The 14,741-nt window shown below is 64.6% G+C and carries 15 protein-coding genes; 5 read left to right on the forward strand and 10 right to left on the reverse strand.

The features are described 5' to 3' along the window. Positions 1 to 34 precede the first annotated feature (34 nt). Together ACA027_RS06815 and ACA027_RS06820 are read left to right on the forward strand one after the other, a co-directional pair. The gene (locus ACA027_RS06815) at positions 35 to 175 is read left to right on the forward strand and encodes an alpha-E domain-containing protein (RefSeq protein ID WP_370681645.1); all 141 of its coding nucleotides are present in this window, start codon (positions 35 to 37) and stop codon (positions 173 to 175) included. Further along, entirely contained in the window at positions 169 to 1,134 is a 966-nt protein-coding gene (locus ACA027_RS06820) for an alpha-E domain-containing protein (RefSeq protein WP_370681646.1), read from the forward strand. The genes ACA027_RS06815 and ACA027_RS06820 overlap by 7 nt, the downstream gene beginning before the upstream one ends. 58 nt (positions 1,135 to 1,192) lie before the next feature. On the opposite strand, the gene ACA027_RS06825 is transcribed toward ACA027_RS06820, so the two are convergent. From ACA027_RS06825 to ACA027_RS06835, 3 genes are all read right to left on the reverse strand, one after another. Further along, complete coding sequence (locus ACA027_RS06825) at positions 1,193 to 1,525, reverse strand: hypothetical protein (protein WP_370681647.1); 333 nt, start codon at positions 1,523 to 1,525, stop codon at positions 1,193 to 1,195. Between the two features lie 185 nt (positions 1,526 to 1,710). Then, positions 1,711 to 2,715, reverse strand: a complete 1,005-nt coding sequence (locus ACA027_RS06830) for an LLM class flavin-dependent oxidoreductase (protein WP_370681648.1) — start codon at positions 2,713 to 2,715, stop codon at positions 1,711 to 1,713. A gap of 5 nt (positions 2,716 to 2,720) precedes the next feature. Next, positions 2,721 to 3,719, reverse strand: a complete 999-nt coding sequence (locus ACA027_RS06835) for a TRAP transporter substrate-binding protein (protein WP_370681649.1) — start codon at positions 3,717 to 3,719, stop codon at positions 2,721 to 2,723. Positions 3,720 to 4,020: 301 nt separating this feature from the next. Between ACA027_RS06835 and ACA027_RS06840 the strand changes: the two genes are divergently transcribed. Next, positions 4,021 to 5,751 (forward strand): thiamine pyrophosphate-binding protein, encoded by a 1,731-nt coding sequence (locus ACA027_RS06840; RefSeq protein WP_370681650.1) that lies wholly within the window; start codon positions 4,021 to 4,023, stop codon positions 5,749 to 5,751. A gap of 78 nt (positions 5,752 to 5,829) precedes the next feature. On the opposite strand, the gene ACA027_RS06845 is transcribed toward ACA027_RS06840, so the two are convergent. The 7 genes from ACA027_RS06845 to bfr form a co-directional block, all read right to left on the reverse strand. Further along, on the reverse strand, positions 5,830 to 8,022 hold the full coding sequence (locus tag ACA027_RS06845) for a TonB-dependent siderophore receptor (RefSeq protein WP_370681651.1): 2,193 nt from the start codon (positions 8,020 to 8,022) through the stop codon (positions 5,830 to 5,832). A 78-nt stretch (positions 8,023 to 8,100) separates the two neighbouring features. Next, positions 8,101 to 8,280, reverse strand: a complete 180-nt coding sequence (locus tag ACA027_RS06850) for a hypothetical protein (RefSeq protein ID WP_370681652.1) — start codon at positions 8,278 to 8,280, stop codon at positions 8,101 to 8,103. Between the two features lie 33 nt (positions 8,281 to 8,313). Beyond that, positions 8,314 to 8,826, reverse strand: coding sequence for a hypothetical protein (locus ACA027_RS06855; protein WP_370681653.1), 513 nt, complete (start codon positions 8,824 to 8,826; stop codon positions 8,314 to 8,316). A 90-nt stretch (positions 8,827 to 8,916) separates the two neighbouring features. Then, on the reverse strand, positions 8,917 to 9,273 hold the full coding sequence (locus tag ACA027_RS06860; RefSeq protein WP_370681654.1) for a DUF3325 family protein: 357 nt from the start codon (positions 9,271 to 9,273) through the stop codon (positions 8,917 to 8,919). 3 nt (positions 9,274 to 9,276) lie between these two features. Then, positions 9,277 to 10,950: a PepSY-associated TM helix domain-containing protein gene (locus tag ACA027_RS06865; RefSeq protein WP_370681655.1), complete on the reverse strand. Its 1,674-nt coding sequence runs from the start codon at positions 10,948 to 10,950 to the stop codon at positions 9,277 to 9,279. Then, complete coding sequence (locus ACA027_RS06870; protein WP_370681656.1) at positions 10,947 to 11,255, reverse strand: DUF3649 domain-containing protein; 309 nt, start codon at positions 11,253 to 11,255, stop codon at positions 10,947 to 10,949. The genes ACA027_RS06865 and ACA027_RS06870 overlap by 4 nt, the downstream gene beginning before the upstream one ends. A gap of 356 nt (positions 11,256 to 11,611) precedes the next feature. Continuing rightward, positions 11,612 to 12,088 carry a bacterioferritin gene (gene bfr, locus ACA027_RS06875; RefSeq protein WP_370681657.1) on the reverse strand — a complete coding sequence of 159 codons (477 nt, stop codon included), beginning with the start codon at positions 12,086 to 12,088 and terminating at the stop codon, positions 11,612 to 11,614. A gap of 270 nt (positions 12,089 to 12,358) precedes the next feature. Here bfr and ahpC point away from each other — a divergent pair, with 270 nt between their 5' ends. Then, positions 12,359 to 12,922: an alkyl hydroperoxide reductase subunit C gene (ahpC, locus tag ACA027_RS06880; RefSeq protein WP_370681658.1), complete on the forward strand. Its 564-nt coding sequence runs from the start codon at positions 12,359 to 12,361 to the stop codon at positions 12,920 to 12,922. Positions 12,923 to 13,019: 97 nt separating this feature from the next. Next, a complete protein-coding gene (ahpF, locus tag ACA027_RS06885) occupies positions 13,020 to 14,576 on the forward strand; it encodes an alkyl hydroperoxide reductase subunit F (RefSeq protein WP_370681659.1) in 1,557 nt (518 codons plus the stop codon). Positions 14,577 to 14,741: the final 165 nt, after the last annotated feature.

Here is a 14,741-nt window from a genome sequence, read left to right on the forward strand (position 1 = left end):
TTACCCCTTGCCACAGCTTGTTCAAGGAGGACCTATGCTGAGCCGCACTGCCGACCATTTGTTCTGGATGTCTCGCTACACAGAAAGGGCAGACAAGCGCGAAGCGCTTGCGCTACAACAGTGCCGGCATGCGCAGCATGCACGGGGTTTTCTGCCCAGGGAGGTTCTATGCTGAGTCGCACTGCCGACCATTTGTTCTGGATGTCGAGGTACACAGAAAGGGCAGAAAACACCGCCCGCATGCTGCGCGTCAGCTACGAGACTTCCATGCTGCCCCAGCCGGCCGAGGCCGTGCGCAAGGACTGGCTGGGCGTGCTGTCTATCAGCGAGCTGATTCCCGCCTACCACCGCCTCCATGACCAGGTCACGCGCGATGGCGTGTTGCATTTCATGGTGTGCGATGCGCGCAATCCCTCGTCCATTTATGCCTGCCTGCAGGCCGCGCGCGAAAACGCCAGGGCGGTGCGCGGAGCGCTGACCTCGGAGGTGTGGGAAACCCAGAACCAGACCTGGCTGGAGTTGAACCTGCAGCTCAAAGACGGGCGCTTTGCGCAAGACCCCGCCAAGTTGCTGGAGTGGGTCAAATACCGCTCCCATCTCTCGCGCGGGGTGTCGTCGGGCACCATGCTGCAGGACGAGGCTTTCCACTTTGTGCGCCTGGGCACTTTTCTGGAGCGGGCCGACAACACGGCGCGCCTGCTGGATGTGAAGTTCCATGCGCTGGAGCATGACTACCACGGCACCGACCCCCGCCGGGCCGGCCAGCGGCAGTTTGACTTTTACCACTGGAGTGCGCTGCTGCACAGCGTCTCGGGCTTTGAGGTCTACCGCAAGGTCTACCGCGATGCCATCACCCCCGAGCGCGTGGCCGAGTTGCTGATTCTGCGCCGCGACATGCCGCGCTCCCTGCATGCCAGCCTGCATGAGGTCATGGGCCATTTGCGCCAGGTGGTGCATGAGGACGCCAGTGAAAGCCTGCGCAGCGCCGGCCAGCTGCTGGCCTTGCTGCAATACGGCCGCATTGGCGAAATCATGGAGACCGGGCTGCACGCCTATTTGACGCAGTTTCTGGACCGGGTCAACGCCTTGGGTGGCCAGATCAGTCGCGACTTTCTGGCACCCGAGCTGGCCTGAGCCTGGGCCAGGGCCTGGCGCCGCTTCAATCTGCTGTCTGCCCGGTTGCGGGTAGAGCCTAGACCTGCGCCTTGGGGGGGGATGGGGCGCAGGCTTCCTTGCGCAGCGGCGGCGTGGGCAGGCCATGGGAGCGCAGCACCCAGGCCTCCAGCTCGCCCGAGGCCCGGGCACACACCAGCTCGGCAATGACTTCGGCGCGGCTGCGGCCGGCCGGGGCGGAGGGCGATGCGGACCGGGCATCTGCCGTGGCTTCTGCGGCCTGGACGCTTGTGGGCAGCGAGGGCTGAGCGAACTGCTGTGCCTGGGCTGCACTGCCCAGCAGCATGCTCAGTGCCAGCGGCAGCAGCCCTGTGGTGGCTGCAGAAAAAGTGGAAACAACGGTGGTGGACATGGACCGCTCCTGGGCGCGGCAACAGCGCCGCAGCCAGGACTGTTGCGGCGCATGCCCACCGTGGACAGCGCGCTGCGACGAAACCCGGCCCGCGCGGAGCGGCCGGGCCCTGCATGGCGTGAAGCGTGGCCGGGGTTGGCCATGCCATGCTGCGCCTGCAGAGCGCGGGGTCTGGGGCAGGCTGTTTACTGGCCGGTGCGGCGCTGCACCTCGGGCATGACCTCATTGGCCATGCGGCGCATGGAGTCGTGCACCAGCTGCGAATCCAGCACGCCAAAGTTCTGCAAGAACATGACATGGTCTATGCCCATCTCGTGCAGGTTCACCAGCTGGTCGGCCACGGTGGCGGGCGAGCCAAACATGCCCAGGCCGGCGCTCACCACGGTGTCGTAGGTGCGGCGGGTGTCGTAGAACAATCGCGTGTCCAGGTAGAGGTTGAAGGCCTGCTCGGCATTCAGCTTGGCCTGTTCATCGGTCTCGGCCACATGGCAGTGAAAGGCCAGCACCGCGCTGCCTTCGCCCGGCGCGCCGGACTCGCGATAGCCCTTGCGGTAGTCTTCCACCAGGCCCCGGATTTCCTCGAACGAGGTCAGGCAGGAATAGGGCAGGGAGAAGATGTTGCGGCCCTGGCGGCCCACATGGTAGGCCGCCTCGCGGCGTTGTATGGCCACATGGATGGGCAAACGGCTTTCCTGCAGCGGCTGCACATTCAGTGCCACGCCGGGGATGTCGTTGTACTTACCCTGGAAGTTCACCGGCTCGCCCGACAGCGCCTGCACCAGCACCTGCAGGTTTTCGTCAAAGCGCTCGCGCTTTTCCTCGGGGCTGACACGGTGGCCCTCGAACTCATGGCGCAGATAGCCCGAGCCCACGCCCAGCGTCAGGCGGCCGCCCGAGAGCATGTCCACCATGGCGTAGTCTTCGGCCACGGTCAGCGGGTTGTGGATGGTGATGTTGGACACGGCCACGCCCAGGCGAATCTTGCGCGTTTCGCGCGCCAGCGCTGCCAGGAACACGGCCGGATTGGGCACGGAGCCGCATTCATGGAAATGGTGCTCGGCCACGAAGAAGGTGTCATAACCCAGGGACTCGGCCAGTTGGGCCTCGGCGATGACCTGCTCATACAGCTGGGCGACCGAACGGTGCAGACCGGGATGGTGGTCCTGCACGGAAAAAATGGAATAGCGCATGGTGCTTAAGGGGTCTGGCGAATGCGTTCGATGGTCTGGGCACCGAACTGCTGGTTGAAGGTTTTGTAGCTGGCTTCCAGGGCGGCCACAAAGGGGGCTTTGTCGATGCGTTCGACCACTTCCATGCCGTGCTGGCGCAGATTGCGCACGCCCGACAGCTCATCGGCGGCCACGCGCTGGCGCATGGCCACAGCGCCGGCCTTGGCCGCGGCGCGGAAGGCCTCCTGGTCGGCCTTGGAGAGCTTGCCGAACAGCGCAGGCGAGGCCAGGAACAGCGCAGGCGAGTACAGATGCTGGGTCAGCGACAGGTATTTCTGCACCTCGTAGAGCTTGGAGGCCTCAATCACCGAGATGGGGTTGTCCTGGCCGTCCACGGTGCGCTGCTGCAGCGCCATAAAGGTTTCGGGCCAGTTGATGGGCGTGGGGCTGGCGCCCAGACCCTTGAAGGCCGCGATATGCATCGGGTTCTCTTGGGTACGGATCTTGAGGCCGCGCAAATCCTTGGGGCTGGTGATGGGGTGCTTGTTGTTGGTGATGTGGCGAAAGCCGCCTTCACCCCAGGCCAGGGCCACCAGGCCGCGGGCGGGAAAGCGCTGCAGCATTTCGTTGCCGATGGCACCGTCCAGCACCGCATGGGCGTGGGCATAGTCGCGGAACAGAAAGGGCAGATCGAACAGCGTCACCTGGGGCACAAAGTTGCCGATGGCGCCCGTGGACACCAGGGCCAGGTCCTGGCTGCCCAGCTGTATGCCCTCGATCATTTCACGCTCGCCGCCCAGGGCGCTGGAGGGAAAGAGCTTGACCGTGAAGCGGCCCTCGGTGCGCTGCGACAGCGTTTGCGCAAAGGCCGTGGCCGCCGCGCCGAACTGGGAGTTCTGGGGCAGCGGAAAGCCCAGCTTGAGTTCGGTGGCCGCCTGGGCGGTGGGGGAAAAGAGAAGGGGGAGCGCAGCGGCAGCGGCCGAAGCCATGAAGGCGCGGCGGCCGGTGAGAGAGTGCGAAGACATGTGAGTGATTTCTGAGAACGTGAGTACGTTCTTAAAGTCCCAGACTGGGAACACAGCCCCTGCGTGGGAGGCGCAGCGGCTGTTCATGCCGTATGCATGAAAGCGGCGAATTTTAAAGCCCGCGGCGGCTGACTGCAGCGCTGCGGCTTTGCTGTCCCCATGGCGTCTGCGCCTGCGTGACCCTGCGGGTGAATACTCTGCCTCTGCGGTAACCCTGATTTCATAATGGGCAGCCGGCTGCGGGCACGCAGACTTGCGGGGTCAGGCCGGCGTTCTTTCGGAATGAACACAGGGAGACCATATGGTGCAGCGCAGTGCAGGCCATCTGCTGGTGGAATGCTTGATCGCCCAGGGCGTGGACATGGCGTTTGGCGTGCCGGGCGAGAGTTATCTGGATGTGCTGGACGGGCTGCATGTTCACCGTGATCGCATCCGCTTCATCACCTGCCGACAGGAAGGCGGCGCCAGCTTCATGGCCGACGCCTACGGCAAGCTCACTGGCAAGCCCGGGGTGCTGATGGTCACACGCGGGCCGGGGGCCACCAATGCCTCCATAGGCATACACACGGCCTTCCAGGACTCCACGCCCATGGTGGTGCTGATCGGCGATGTGGGTAGCGATATGCGTGACCGCGAAGCCTTTCAGGAGGTGGACTTCGGCAGCTTTTTCGGCCCGGGCACACGCGGCATGGCCAAGCGGGTGGAGCGCATCGATGACGCCCGCCGCATTCCCGAATACATGGCCCGCGCCTTCACCACCGCCCTGCAGGGCCGTCCCGGCCCGGTGGTGTTGGTGCTGCCCGAAGACATGCTGACCCAGAAGGTGGATGGCCAGCCCCTGCCAGCCGCACCCGTGGTTCAAGGTGAAATAGGCCAGCAAGGCGCTCTGCAATTGCGTGAGATGCTCTTAAAAGCCAAGCGCCCCCTGGTGATCGCCGGCGGCCCAGGCTGGACGCCGCAAGCCGCCCAGCAGCTGCAGGCCTTTGCCGAGCGCTGGCAGCTGCCGGTGGGCAATGCCTTTCGCTTTCAGGACACGTTTGACAACCACCACCCGCTGTATGCCGGTGATGTGGGCATTGGCATCAACCCGGCGCTGGCCCAGCGCGTCAAGGATGCGGATCTGGTCATTGCCCTGGGCGCCCGTTTGGGTGAGATGACCACCAGCGGCTACACCCTGCTGCAATCGCCGCGCCCGGCCCAGCAGCTGGTGCATATCCACCCCAGCGCCGAAGAGCTGGGCCGTGTCTACCGCGCAGACCTGCCGCTGTGCGCCACCATGCCCGCCGCCGCCCAGGCGCTGGCTGCGCTGGAGCCGCCGGCCCATCTGCCCTGGGCCGACTGGGCTGCGGCCGCCCATGCCGATTACCTGGCCAATCTGCAGCCCCAGGCCCTGGCCGGGCTGGATGCGGTCAAGGACGGCGCCATTGACATGCCGGCCATCATCGCCACGCTGCAGCGCCTGCTGCCCCAGGACGCAGCCATCACCAACGGGGCGGGCAATTTCGCCAGCTGGGTGCACCGCTATTTCCGCTTTCATGGCTGGAGCAAGGGCCACAAAACCCAGCTGGCGCCCACCAATGGCGCCATGGGCTATGGCGTGCCGGCCGGTATTGCGGCCAATCTGGTCACCGGGCGCACGGCCTTCACCATTGCGGGCGATGGCGACTTTCTCATGAACGGCCAGGAGCTGGCCACGGCCATGCAGCATGGCGGCAAAAGCATCATCGTGCTGCTGAACAACGGCATGTACGGCACCATCCGCATGCACCAGGAGCGCGAATATCCGCATCACACCAGCGGTTCGGATCTGGGCCAGGGCAACCCGGACTTCTGCGCGCTGGCCCGGGCCTATGGCTATGCGGCCGAGCGCGTGGAGCGCACCCAGGACTTTGAAGCCGCACTGCAGCGCGCCCTGGCCGCGCCCACGGGCACGTTGATCGAGATTCCGCTCAGCCCCGAGGTCATCACCACCCGGGCCACGCTGAGCCGCATTCGCGACAACGCCTTACAAAGCCAGAAGGCTGGCGGCTAGGCTGCAGACTGTGGCCGTGCAAGACAGACCCGCAAGCGCCTGTCTTGTGGGGGCGGGAGATGCGCCCCGGTCTGCCCGTCAATAACGGTAGCTGGCCGTGAGCAGCACATTGCGCCGCTCGCCATAAAAGCAGTCGCCGCGCGCCAGGCATTGGGTCAGCACCACCTTGTCCGTCAGATTGCTGGCGTTCAGCGCCACACGCCAGTTGCCTGCGTCGTAGGCCAGCATGGCGTCGGCCAGCAGCGCCGAGGGCGTGGAGATGGCCGAGGTGCCCGACCATTGCGAACCCGTGTAGCGCAGGCCGGCACCCACGCTCCAGCCGCCCCGCCCTTGGGCGGCAAAGCGGTGCATCAGCCAGCTGGATGCGGTGTGGCGCGGCACGCCGGCCACACGCTGGCCCTGATCGCCGCCATTGCTGCGGCTGATGCTGGCATCCACATAGGCATAGCCCAGAATCCAGTCCCAGTGCTTGGCCAGGCTAGCTGTGAGCTCGGCCTCAAAGCCCTGCATGCTCACCTCGCCCAGTTGCAGGCTGTTGAGGGGATTGCCCGGGTCGCTGGTCTTGCGGTTTTGCTCGCGCAGGTGGTAGAGGGCGGCATAGCCGGAAATACCTTTGCCTTCGGGGATCCACTTCACCCCTGCCTCCCATTGCTTGCCGCGCTGCGGTTGGTAGGGGCTGCCGTAGAAGTCCACACCACCCAGAGGTTGGAAGGACTCGGCATAGCTGAGATAGGGGGCCCAGCCCGCACCGGCCTGGTAGGTCAGGCCCAGGCGCTTGCTCCAGGCGGAATCGTCGGCAGCGGCGCTGGGCTTGCCTTCGGTGTCTGTCTTGGCACTGTCATGCCGAAGCCCCACCGTGGCCGTCCAGGCGCCCCAGCGCAGCTGGTCCTGCAGGTAAAAGCCCAGCTGGCGCTGGGACACATTGGGGCGGCGCTTCAGGTCGGCGGCAGAGGGCGGGGTGAAGCTGCCGTACACGGGCTGGTAGATGTCAATGGCCGGTGCTGCGCCGCTCCAGCTCGACTGGCTGGTGCTGCTGCGCTGCCAGTCCATGCCGGCCAGCAAGGTGTGCTCCACGGCGCCGGTTGCCAACCGGCCTTCGAGCTGGGTGTCCACCAGCAGCATGCGTCCGCCATTGCGCTGCCAGGAGGCAGCGCGTCGCAGGCTGCGGCCGTCGGCTTCGAACACCGGCCGCGCGGGCCTGCCGGTGGCCGGGTTGGACGCAAAGCTGGTGTAGATCGAGCGGTAGTCCACGTCGGTGACGGCGCGGCGCAGGTTTTGGCGCAGCGTCCAGCCCGCGTTCAGCCTGTGGCTGAACAGATAGCCAAAGGATTTGCTCTCGCTGTCGTATTTGTCCCAGCCGGGTTCGCTGATGAAGGCGTTGGAGGGAATCTGGCCATAGGGGCTAGAAAGTCGCGTGCCCTGCCAGGGGAAGAAGCCGATCAGCGAACCGCTTTTGTCCTTTTGGTAGAGAGCCTGCAGCGTCAGCGAGGTGTCGGCATTCGGGTGGTAGGTGAGAGAGGGTGCGACCACCACGCGGTCGTCCTTGACATGGTCTACCTGGGTGTTGCTGTCGCGGCCCACCACCACCAGGCGATACAGCCACTGGCCTTGCGCATCGAGCGGGCCGGTCATGTCGCTGGCCAGCTGTTTGCGGCCATGGCTGCCCAGCTGTACCTGGACCTCGCGCTGCGACTCGGCCAGGGGACGTTTGCTGGTTAGGTTGAGCACACCGCCCACGCTGCCCTGGCCGTAAAGCACGGATGACGGGCCGCGCAGAAACTCCACGCGCTCCAGCGTATAGGGCTCGACCTTGATGCTGTTGTAGGTGCCATAGGTGCGCAGCATGCCGTCCTGATACTGGCTGACATCGCCGCCGCGCGCCTTGAAGCTGTCGACCCGACTGTCGAAGTAGTTGGATACCACGCCTGCGGTGTAGCGGGTGGTTTCACGCAAGGTGCTCACGCCCTGCGCCTCCATCTGGTCGCGGGTGACCACGCTGATGGCCTGGGGCGTCTCTATCAGCGGGGTGTCGGTCTTGGTGGCCGACAGGGCGCGCTTGGCGACAAAGCCGCTGACCTGGCCGGTGGCCGTTTCGCCCTCGCTGTGGCCTTGCACGGTGATGGGGGCCAGCGTGGCCTCTGGCGTTGGCGCAGTGGACGTAGGGGGCGCGGCATTTTGCGCCAGGGCGCCGAGAGGGCTGCTGCCCAGCAGGGCACACAGGGCCAGTTGCAGAGCGCAGGAGTGCGTTGGGGTGGGAGAGGTGGTAGACATGTTGCGACGGGGCAAGGGCTGTCAAAAAGGGAGGAGAGGGAAAAAAGGGGAAGAAAAAGGGCCTGAGCGGCCCTTGTTTCAATGCTTGGCGGCTGCCTCTGGCAACGCGGGAGACGCCATGCCTTCGCTGACCCGAAAGCTCAGCGTGGTCACATAGCTGGCTTCGCCATAGCCCTTGCTTTGGGCCTGGCCTGCGGTCTTGTCCTGGTGCTGGACTTCGGCCACGTACAGGCCTTTCCAGGGCAGGTCGAAATACACCGTGCCCTGGGCATCGCTGTGGGCCTCGCGGGCCTAGCCCGAGGGGGCCACCATCTGCACCTTGGCTTTGGGCAGCGCCTGGCCGTTGAACACCACTTTGAACTGGCCGTTCTGGCCGGTAGGCACCAGGTCCAGGGCCTGGCCATTGGCGCTCACGGACTGGGACGGCGTGGCCACCCAGCGGGCGGCCGGCACCCACAGCAGAGCGGCCTCATTGCGCTTGCTGCGGTCAATCAACGGATAGCTGGCAGTCACGAAGAGGGTGCGCGCGTCGTGGCTGATGGGGTAGGCAAAGCCCTTGGCCGTGAGCTGACCGCCTACTTCCTGCTGGCCCGCTGCCGTGTGCTGCGCCAGCACGGGCGTGCCAAGAAATTTGTCCAGCGCGCCGGGAGAGGACTCGCGCAGGTTGTCATGGAATTCACCAAAGAACAGCAGGGCCTGGCCCTCGGTGTTCTCCAGCCAGACCTGGTGGGCTTGGGCGCTGACAACGCTGGCGAGCAGCAAAGTGGCGAGCGCGATGGGATGCGGAAGGATGGTGCGTGGCACGGTGGTTCCTTGAGGCAGGGGTGTGATGGGGGAATAGCTGCCTGGGCCGCATCAAGGGGCTGGGTGGCTGGTGGTGAAACGGGTCGGGGGCTAGGCCAGGGCACGCAGCAGCAGGCTGATGGCACCGGCTGCCAAAGCGCCCAGCCCCAGCAGGGGTTGTTGCTGGGGCATCCAGGTGCTTGCTGCGGTGGCGGCCACGGCCGACAGCGACAGGGCCACCACCCACACCACGGCGGCCAGGGCGCGGCTGCTGTGGGTGGGCAGGGTCAGCGCCAGGGACAGCGATAAGGTCAGCAGCAAGCAGCCCGTGAGGGCCAGTTGCTGGCGGCGCCGGGCGATGGGCGCGGCTTCGGTATCGCTGCCGGGCCAGGCCTCTTCGTAGTGGCGGTCCATGGCCAGGGCAAGGGCCGACCAGGCGGCAAAGCACAGCAGAAAGTCGGTCAGCATGGCTTAGGCCTCCTGTGTGGTGGTGGGCGTGGCTGCTGCGGAGCGGGCAGGTCTGGCTGCGCGTTGGGGCAGGGGGGCGCTGCGGTGCAGCAGATGCCGGGTCAGTCCGATCAGCAGCAGGCCGAAGACGGAAAAAGACAGGTCCATGCCGGCCCAGACCCATTCATGGGCCGGCAGGCTGGCACCCAGATGGGCGGCCGTGGTCAGTGCGTTGAGCAGGGGCAGCGCCAGAAAGCCCAGGCCGGCAGTGCCCAGCACGGCCGCCCAGCCGCTGCGCTGGGGCCACAGCAGGCCTACAAGCAAGGCCAGGCCCCAGGCGCTGAAGAACCAGAGCAGCTCGGCATCGGGGCGCTGTGGCAGGGTGGCCGGCAGCAGGCGGTTGGCATACAGGATGGCGGCAATGGCCAGCGGCAGTCCCCCCATCAGACCGATGTTCAGGCCGGCCACCAGGCGCTCGTCAAAGGGCAGGCCGGCAACGGCTGCCTTGCGCTGCGACTGTGCACGGCGCTTGACGGACCACAGCACCATGCCTGAGGCAATCATCAGCGAGCCCAGCACGCCAAAGCCAAACAAGGTCCAGCGCAGGCCGGTGTCGGCAAAGCGGGCCAGGTGCAGGCCATACAGCACGCCATAGGTCTTGATGGCCGGCCCTTGCGGGTTGAGTTCATTCAGCAGGGAGCCGGTGCTGCCATCAAAGCGCAGACGGGGCGGGCCGTATTGCAGGCGGTCGCCATCGTGGCGGGTGATCTCGACCACGGGGCCTTGGGGGCTGCCGGCCACGCTTATGCCGCCCACGCGGCCCCCTTGCCATATGTGACCCGCCTGCTCCAGCATGGGTGCGAGCTTGATCTCCGGCAGCGGCTGGGCCTGCGCGTCACCACCCCGCGTGCGCCGGGCGCTGCGCGCACCGGCCACGTCGCCTTGCAGCTCGTCAAAGTAGGCCTGGGTGTCCGTGCCCTGGGCGCCAGGGTAGCCTGCGTTGATGCCGGCCGGCATGTAGATGGCATGGAAGATCATCAGCCCGCTGAAGGTGATCATCAGATAAAAAGGCAGGGCCAGCACGCCGGAGACATTGTGGGCATCCAGCCAGGCGCGCTGCCCGCCCTTGCGGGGGCGGAAGGTGAAGAAATCCTTGAAGATGCGCCGGTGCGTGACCACGCCGGTGAGCAGTGCCACAAACATCAGCAGCGTAGCCACGCCCACGATCCAGCGGCCCTGCAGCGTCCAGCGGCCGCTGTGCGCGGTGCGCAGCTCAAAGTGAAAACGGTAGAAAAACTCCCCGCCTGCGGTCTCGCGTGCCTGCAGCACGGCACCGGTCTGGGGGTGGAGCATCAGGGTCTCGAAGCGGCCGTTGCCCGTGCCGCGCCACAGCACGGTGACCGCGGGCGTGCGCGGGTCGGGCAGGCGCATGATGAATTGCGTCACATCCGGGGCATGGGCGCGCAGGGCCTGTTGCGCGCGCTGGGCCACCAGGCTGTCGGCCGCAGGCAGGCCGTGCAGCTCGGGCCGCATCCAGAGGTTGAACTCGTTCTTGAAAAAGCTCAATGTGCCGGTGACGAAGATGGCAAACAGCAGCCAGCCCAGCACGAGGCCCGACCAGGTATGCAGCCAGGACATGGCCTGGCGAAACCCCTCCTGGGCCGTGCTCTTTGCAGGTGGTGTCGTGCTGCGGCTCATGCGCTGGCTCCCAGCCATTGCCAGCCGTAGGCGCCTGCCGCCAGCGCCAGAGCGGGCAGCAGCACCCCCAACCCGGCTCGCCAGGTCGTGCGGGCGTAGAAGGCCCAGGCAATGGCGCAGGCATAGACCAACCAGGACAGCAAGGTGGCCGTCATCACGGCTTCCACGCGCGACAGCGAGCCGGCCAGGGTCAGCGTCAGTACCGCCGCACTGGCAGCAGCCAGTGCATAGCCCCCGGCGCCAGCGACCAGAGCGCGCGAGGTGACAGCCAGGCGATAGCGCCACAGCGGTTGTGTGGCTTTCATGCTGCCTCCTGGCGCATGAAAGGATGTGGAGGCAGGGCGTGGCGCACAGCCAAGGCCGTGGCACAGCAAGAAGAAGGGCAGAACAAAGGGCGGCGCAGCATGGATGGGCAGACGGTGAACCCGTTTCGCTGGCTGGCCATTTGCGGTGAACGGGCTGGCGTGCGAAGTATTGTAAAGTTGAATTGTACTTTTTATGAGAATGGTTTGTATTCAATATTTAGATGAGGGAAGCCTGTTGCTGCCCATGCAGCCCATGGATGCGGCGGCGGAAAACAAACAAGGGCCCTGAGGCCCTTGTTGAGAGTGTCACCTGACCGAGTAGGGGGCAGGCGCTGCGCGGGGTGTGCCGGGCGGAATCAGTCCGCTTCGTCCATCTGCGACTGCAGATAGTTCTGCACGCCCACTTTCTCGACCAGGTCGAGCTGGGTGTCCAGAAAGTCGATGTGCTCTTCGACTTCTTCCAGAATCTCCTGCAGCAGATCGCGCGAGACGTAGTCCTGTGCTTCTTCGCAGCTGGCAATGCCTTGCTTGAGGGTCTGCTGCGAGGCCTGTTCCAGGCGCAGATCGCAGGTCAGGGCTTCGGGCACGTCTTCACCGATTTGCAGCTTGCCCAGGTCTTGCAAATTGGGCAGGCCATCCAACATGAAGATGCGGTCCATCAAGGCGTCGGCATGCTTCATCTCGCGGATGGATTCCTTGTATTCCACCTTGGCCAGCTTGTCGAAGCCCCAGTGCTTGAACATGCGGTAGTGCACAAAGTACTGGTTGATGGCGGTGAGTTCGTTTTTGAGTTGTGCCTGCAGGCAGGCAATGACTTGGCTGTCACCTTGCATGGGGGCTCCTTGTGGTCGCGGTAATGGGGGGATTGTCGTGCACCGTCGCGGCGGCGAATGGTTTGCCCCCAAGAATGCGGATGGGCTGCGTTTGATGCTGAGAAGCGTTCGCGTCCCTTGCGGTTTTTCTGAGGCTATTGCAACCCATTGGTAATAGTTTAAGACAATCAATCTAATGAGTTCAATTGATTGGATTTATGCAACATTTTGTCCTACACTGAGTCTCAGTAGTTAAACAACTGCAGCCGACCATCAACTGAAAGGAAAGACATGTCCGTTTTGAACACCCAAATCAAGCCCTTCACCGCCCAAGCTTATAAGGGCGGCAAGTTCATCGAAGTGACCGAAAAAGATGTTCTGGGCAAGTGGGCCGTGTTCTTCTTCTACCCTGCCGACTTCACCTTTGTGTGCCCCACCGAACTGGGCGACGTGGCCGACCACTACGCCGAGCTGCAAAAGATGGGCGTGGAAGTGTATTCCGTGTCGACCGACACCCACTTCGTGCACAAGGCATGGCATGACACTTCGGACACCATCGCCAAGATCCAGTACACCATGCTGGGCGACCCCACCTGGCAAATCAGCCAGAACTTTGACTGCCTGCGTGAAGGCCAGGGCCTGGCTGACCGCGCCACCTTCATCGTCGACCCCCAAGGCGTGATCCAGGCCATGGAAATCACCGCCGAAGGCATCGGCCGCAATGCCGAAGACCTGCTGCGCAAGGTCAAGGCTGCCCAGTACGTGGCATCGCACCCCGGTGAAGTCTGCCCCGCCAAGTGGCAGGAAGGCGAAGCCACGCTGGCTCCTTCCCTGGACCTGGTCGGCAAGATCTAAGCCTTTGCCCGCTGAAAAAAAGCCCGGGCCACCGGGTTTTTTTTCAAACCGCAAATAGCAGACTATCGAAATTTAAAACTAATAGGATTTGACTAATATGCTGGACGCCAACCTCAAAACCCAACTCAAAGCTTATCTGGAGCGCTTGCAAAAGCCGCTGGAGATCGTGGCTACCCTGGACGACAGCAAGGCCGCCGGCGAAGTCAAGTCTCTGTTGGCCGATCTGGTCGCACTGAGCGACAAGATCACCGTGGTCGAGAACAACGACCTGGATGTGCGCAAGCCCTCTTTTTTGATCACCAACCCCGGTGTGGACAGCGGCCTGCGTTTTGCCGGTGTGCCCCTGGGCCATGAATTCACCTCCCTGGTGCTGGCACTGCTGCAAGTCGGCGGCCATCCCTCCAAGGAGGCGGCCGATCTGCTGGAGCAGGTCAAGGCCATTGACACCCCGCTGCACTTCGAGACCTTCTACTCGCTGTCCTGCCACAACTGCCCGGACGTGGTGCAGGCGCTGAACCTGATGGCCGTGCTCAACCCCCAGATCAGCCACACCGCCATTGACGGTGGTCTGTTCCAGCAGGAAGTGCAGGACCGCGAAGTCATGGGCGTGCCCACGGTGTTCGTCAACGGCGAGCGCTTTGGCCAAGGCCGCATGGAACTGGCCGAGATCGTCGCCAAGGTGGACACCGGCGCTGCGGCCCGCACCGCCGCCAAGCTGTCGGCCAAGGACGCGTTTGATGTACTGGTCATCGGCGGTGGCCCTGCCGGCGCTGCGGCCGCCATCTACGCTGCCCGCAAGGGCATTCGCACCGGTATCGCGGCCGATCGCATCGGCGGCCAGATGCTGGATACCGTGGACATCGAGAACTTCATCTCGGTCAGCAAGACCGAAGGCCCCAAGCTGTCCGCAGCCATGGATGCCCACATCCGTGACTACGACGTGGACATCATGGGCCAGCAGCGCGGTGCCAAGCTGATTCCTGCCGCCACCGAAGGCGGCCTGATCGAGGTGCAGACCGAGTCCGGCGCCACGCTCAAGGCCAAGACGGTGGTTCTCTCCACCGGCGCGCGCTGGCGCAATATGAATGTGCCGGGCGAGGAGCAGTACCGCACCAAGGGTGTGACCTACTGCCCGCACTGCGATGGTCCGCTGTTCAAGGGCAAGGATGTGGCCGTGATCGGCGGCGGCAACTCGGGCGTGGAAGCCGCGATTGATCTGGCCGGCCTGGTCAAGCATGTGACGGTGCTGGAGTTCGCGGCCGAGCTGAAGGCCGATGCCGTGCTGCAGAAGAAGCTGCACAGCCTGCCCAATGTGACCGTGGTTCTGAATGCCCAGACCACCGAGGTGAATGGCGACGGCAAAAAAGTCACCGGCATCACCTACAAGGACCGTACCAACGACGAGATCAAACAGATCGCGCTGGAAGGCATCTTTGTGCAGATCGGCCTGCTGCCCAACACCGACTGGCTCAAGGGCGTGGTGAATCTGACGCGCTTTGGCGAGATCGAGATCGACGCCAAGGGCCAGACCAATGTGCCTGGCGTGTTTGCTGCCGGCGACTGCACCAATGTGCCGTACAAGCAGATCATCATCGCCGCGGGTGCCGGTGCCACGGCTGCGCTGTCGGCGTTTGATCATCTGATCCGGCATTGAGGCCAAGCACCCACTGAGCCGCTTCGCGTCTTCCCCTCTCTAGCGCTGTGCGCTGGAAAGGGGGACGGCATCGGCGCGGCGGCCCTTGCGCACTGCCCTGGCCTAGGATGCATCACCCTGCTGATGCAGGGTGGATGGGCGTAAGGCGCTATGCAAACAGGACTG

It is taken from the genome of Comamonas sp. GB3 AK4-5 (genome assembly GCF_041320665.1).
Taxonomy (GTDB): domain Bacteria; phylum Pseudomonadota; class Gammaproteobacteria; order Burkholderiales; family Burkholderiaceae_C; genus Comamonas.

Excerpts from the sequence above, each read along its gene's own strand:
- ACA027_RS06815 (WP_370681645.1), top strand. The coding sequence starts at position 35 with ATGCTGAGCCGCACTGCCGACCATTTGTTCTGGATGTCTCGCTACACA.
- ACA027_RS06820 (WP_370681646.1), top strand. The coding sequence starts at position 169 with ATGCTGAGTCGCACTGCCGACCATTTGTTCTGGATGTCGAGGTACACA.
- ACA027_RS06825 (WP_370681647.1), bottom strand. The coding sequence starts at position 1,525 with ATGTCCACCACCGTTGTTTCCACTTTTTCTGCAGCCACCACAGGGCTG.
- ACA027_RS06830 (WP_370681648.1), bottom strand. The coding sequence starts at position 2,715 with ATGCGCTATTCCATTTTTTCCGTGCAGGACCACCATCCCGGTCTGCAC.
- ACA027_RS06835 (WP_370681649.1), bottom strand. The coding sequence starts at position 3,719 with ATGTCTTCGCACTCTCTCACCGGCCGCCGCGCCTTCATGGCTTCGGCC.
- ACA027_RS06840 (WP_370681650.1), top strand. The coding sequence starts at position 4,021 with ATGGTGCAGCGCAGTGCAGGCCATCTGCTGGTGGAATGCTTGATCGCC.
- ACA027_RS06845 (WP_370681651.1), bottom strand. The coding sequence starts at position 8,022 with ATGTCTACCACCTCTCCCACCCCAACGCACTCCTGCGCTCTGCAACTG.
- ACA027_RS06860 (WP_370681654.1), bottom strand. The coding sequence starts at position 9,273 with ATGCTGACCGACTTTCTGCTGTGCTTTGCCGCCTGGTCGGCCCTTGCC.
- ACA027_RS06865 (WP_370681655.1), bottom strand. The coding sequence starts at position 10,950 with ATGAGCCGCAGCACGACACCACCTGCAAAGAGCACGGCCCAGGAGGGG.
- ACA027_RS06870 (WP_370681656.1), bottom strand. The coding sequence starts at position 11,255 with ATGAAAGCCACACAACCGCTGTGGCGCTATCGCCTGGCTGTCACCTCG.
- bfr (WP_370681657.1), bottom strand. The coding sequence starts at position 12,088 with ATGCAAGGTGACAGCCAAGTCATTGCCTGCCTGCAGGCACAACTCAAA.
- ahpC (WP_370681658.1), top strand. The coding sequence starts at position 12,359 with ATGTCCGTTTTGAACACCCAAATCAAGCCCTTCACCGCCCAAGCTTAT.
- ahpF (WP_370681659.1), top strand. The coding sequence starts at position 13,020 with ATGCTGGACGCCAACCTCAAAACCCAACTCAAAGCTTATCTGGAGCGC.